Source organism: Vibrio sp. OPT18, assembly GCF_015163615.1.
GTDB classification, from domain to species: Bacteria; Pseudomonadota; Gammaproteobacteria; order Enterobacterales; family Vibrionaceae; genus Vibrio; species Vibrio coralliirubri.
In genome coordinates this window covers 1-3,281 of record NZ_JADDYK010000108.1, presented here as the reverse complement: position 1 = coordinate 3,281, position 3,281 = coordinate 1, and the positions used below count along the sequence as shown (strand labels likewise).

Sequence of the window (3,281 nt, the reverse complement as noted above, 5' to 3'; positions counted from 1 at the left end):
TCTAAAGACGTGGAGTAGTTTAAAAAGGCCATACCGTGCTTATACCTGGCTTACCCCCAAGTTATGCACAAAACTATACATATACACAGGCTGGTAAGCGGGATAAGCAGAAACACCCTCACATCGAGGGGGCGACATTGTGAAGATTTGTACAGAAAATAACCAAAATAAAACAACAGATGTGACAAATTCTCCGAAGCTAATCGGATGCTAAAGGACGCATTAAGTTAGGAGGGGGGGGAAGTGGCTTTGCGACGCTCTTCTAGCAGCGTAATAGGGGTCAGGATGTATTTTACAGGTCGCCCGAACGCTTTAGCTCGATCTTTAATGGTTTTTGCACCGGCGCGAAGCGCTTCTTTAAAGGCGGAAGTTAGCCCCATGTCATCGAAGTACTTCAATGTGACGCGCTTAATACTGGTAAGGGCGCACTTTTTAAGCTTGCCATCATCGCCTATGCGAAGCGTCCACGGCTGTTTAGATGTTACCCATCCCTTTTTACTTAAGTATCGGTAACACTGTTTAACGCGCCATTCAGGAAGCTCTGAAAGCTCTGCAATACGCGCCCATGTGAAGAGGAAGAATCCATTCTTAGCGGATGCGCCCACCTTACGAGTGCGTGAGCACATTTGGCTAACGAGCGTATCCATAACGGTAAAAATGTCTTTTAAAAAACGGGATTGCGTCGTTCTACCGCTAGTAGAGGTGAGCAATGCGCTTTTTGAAGGGCACTTTAATAGGTTTTTTAAGTACGCACGATTAAGCGAGGCAAGCGGTCGCTTACCTCGTGTTTTTTTGGTGCGTACTGAATGTGGGGCGTTATGCTTTTTCATGAAAAAACACTACTACGGCAAACAAGGCCACGAAGAGCCAGTATTCATAATGTCGTGGATTGCCGCCTTGTTTTCTTCTTCATCAAGAGAGTCGGCATAAAAACCCCAGTAGCGCTTTATCCTTTCCGCCTTACCATCCAAGCCAGTATCGAGACACTGGATAAAAGCAAATCCACGACCGTGAGTTCGAGCATAGTGGAGCTGGCATTTTGGGTGTGAGCTATCAAAAAGCAGGTTGTTTTCAGTTTTTACGATCATGGTTATTCCCCTTACATTGGCATGGGTGAAACAGCGTCACTACCAAGTTCAGACGCTGCCGCTAAAATGGATCCTGCAAGCTCAGGCTCACCAAGGTCATGCGCGAAATGCGCAAGCATATCGAGCTTAAGCGTGGTGCTTTCTCGATGCTTTTCGCTCATAAAGTAGCGCGTTGATGTTGGTACCTGGTTTTCAGCTAGGCAGCTCTGATCGAATTGGTACTTCTGCACCAATCCGTTGTAGATATCTTTGATGGAATCAGCGTGCTTCATTTTTTGCCTCTTTAGCTTTGATTAGCTCGCGGCCTAACCCAAACAGGTGAGCTCGCTCATCAAGAACTTCGAGATACCTACGCATGTATTTAAGCTGGTCTCTCAGCAAGCGCTTTTCGGTGCGATTAAGACCGTTAAACACTTCACCACCTAGGAATGCCCCTAGTGCAACCACGCGACTATAAAGCTGCGCTCGCTCATCCATCACACGCTGTTGATATTCGGGTATTGATTTGGTCATTTGCGGTTACTCAAATTCGAAAGCGTTACCTTGCCCTCTCTTAGCCATTCAGCCAGCAGAACCAGGTTTACATAGCGTTTGCCAACCTCGGCCTCTCTTTCCACTTCTGGAAGATCACCTAAATCAAGGCGTTTATAGACTTGCTTAACCCCCATTTGATGGGTTTTGGCGAACTCGGTCGCCGACAGAAACAGTGCGGGTAGTTGTGCCATTGTGATATCCTCAAGAGTTAAGCGTTTTATGGTGGAACGCGGTTTTTTAGGGTTATTTAAGTGCGTGAATTGCCGTATGTGATGATACTACGGCAATTCACGCATAGAGGTCAAGTATGAATATAGGAAAAAAGATCAAAGCGATCAGAATTGCGGAAGGACTTACCCAACCACAAATGGCTGAGCTAATTGACACCCCGATTGGATCTTTGCGCGATTGGGAACAAGAAAGACGAATTTTAGGCGGCGATGCGTTATTAAAAATCACTCAGCACGAACGGTTTGATAAGTACGCTTATTGGCTTACTACAGATAAAACACTCCCCGAATCTGGTCAGGTATCGCCGGACTTTTCTATTTTATTAGATTGCGGTGTTATCGATGCGAAGGGTGCACAAAAACGCGCTTAAAGCGCTGTGTGGCTTGGCTTTATAGGGGTAAATAATGCTGCTAGAAAATGAATGGGGCTTTTACTCGAGCTTAGATCCTCATCGTGTTTACGAAAGTAAGCGCAAGGCCATCCAGCACGATAAGCGCTTGAGCGTTGACCTGGACATTAAGAACGTCAGCAAGGACAAGCGCCCACTAGAGGAGTTCGTGACCATTTGGTACCGGCTACATGGTAAGACGCTGCGTGATCACGTTCGCCTTAGAAAGTTGCTCTACAAAATGGTTGATAGGCTTGGTAATCCAATAGCCAGTGATTTTACTAGCGAAGATTTTGCGAAGTATCGAGAGATGCGCAGCCTTGAAGTGGCCACCGCAACGGTTAACCGGGAGCACTCTTATTTAAGGGCGATGTTTAACGAACTGGACAGGCTAGGGGTGATCAAGTTTGAGAACCCCTTAACCAAGATGCGTCAGTTTAAGGAGCGCGCAAAAGAACTGCGTTACCTCGAGCATGAGGAGATTGGTCGGCTTTTGCGCGTCTGCAGTACGTTTCGTAATAAGTCGTTGTTACCTATTGTGAAAATCTGCCTTGCCACCGGTGCGCGATGGGGCGAAGCGGAAAATCTCAAGCCGGCACAAATCAAAAACAATTCAGTGACGTTCTTAAATACCAAGTCAAACAAGAACCGAACCGTTCCCATTAACCAGGTGTTATTTGACGAACTAAAGGCATTTAAGCCGGTGAATGATGAACGGATGTTTTTGAGTAGCTTATCTACGTTCCGTAAAGCAATTACCAAGGCTCATATCCAGCTACCTAAAGGGCAATTTACTCACGTTCTGCGGCATACGTTCGCCAGCCATTATGTAATGAATGGTGGAAACATTGTGAAGCTGCGCGACGTTCTGGGGCATAGCGAGATCACGACAACCATGCGTTATGCGCACCTGGCACCAGATCACCTAGAAGAAACGCTAAAACTTAACCCATTAAATAGGCATCAAAATAATGACAACTGAAATTAAAGAAGACGAGCTAGAAGAAAATTCAAACCAAGAAGATGACAGCATCGAAGTT

Annotated in this window: 7 protein-coding genes; 2 read left to right on the top strand and 5 right to left on the bottom strand. The window is 46.1% G+C overall.

What is annotated here, in order from left to right:
* Positions 1-227 precede the first annotated feature (227 nt).
* The 5 genes from IQQ51_RS24755 to IQQ51_RS24735 form a co-directional block, all read right to left on the bottom strand.
* Positions 228-647, bottom strand: coding sequence for a hypothetical protein (locus IQQ51_RS24755; protein WP_228013235.1), 420 nt, complete (start codon positions 645-647; stop codon positions 228-230).
* Positions 648-842: 195 nt separating this feature from the next.
* Positions 843-1,088, bottom strand: coding sequence for a hypothetical protein (locus IQQ51_RS24750; protein WP_193842403.1), 246 nt, complete (start codon positions 1,086-1,088; stop codon positions 843-845).
* Between the two features lie 11 nt (positions 1,089-1,099).
* Positions 1,100-1,360, bottom strand: a complete 261-nt coding sequence (locus IQQ51_RS24745) for a hypothetical protein (RefSeq protein ID WP_193842013.1) — start codon at positions 1,358-1,360, stop codon at positions 1,100-1,102.
* A complete protein-coding gene (locus IQQ51_RS24740) occupies positions 1,347-1,601 on the bottom strand; it encodes a crAss001_48 related protein (protein ID WP_193842402.1) in 255 nt (84 codons plus the stop codon). The genes IQQ51_RS24745 and IQQ51_RS24740 overlap by 14 nt, the downstream gene beginning before the upstream one ends.
* On the bottom strand, positions 1,598-1,813 hold the full coding sequence (locus tag IQQ51_RS24735; protein WP_193842401.1) for a hypothetical protein: 216 nt from the start codon (positions 1,811-1,813) through the stop codon (positions 1,598-1,600). Before IQQ51_RS24735 ends, IQQ51_RS24740 begins: the two co-directional genes overlap by 4 nt.
* Before the next feature lie 116 nt (positions 1,814-1,929).
* On the opposite strand from IQQ51_RS24735, the gene IQQ51_RS24730 reads away from it, so the two are divergent.
* The gene (locus tag IQQ51_RS24730; RefSeq protein WP_193842400.1) at positions 1,930-2,223 is read left to right on the top strand and encodes a helix-turn-helix domain-containing protein; all 294 of its coding nucleotides are present in this window, start codon (positions 1,930-1,932) and stop codon (positions 2,221-2,223) included.
* A 34-nt stretch (positions 2,224-2,257) separates the two neighbouring features.
* Positions 2,258-3,223 carry a tyrosine-type recombinase/integrase gene (locus IQQ51_RS24725; protein ID WP_193842399.1) on the top strand — a complete coding sequence of 322 codons (966 nt, stop codon included), beginning with the start codon at positions 2,258-2,260 and terminating at the stop codon, positions 3,221-3,223.
* Positions 3,224-3,281 lie beyond the last annotated feature (58 nt).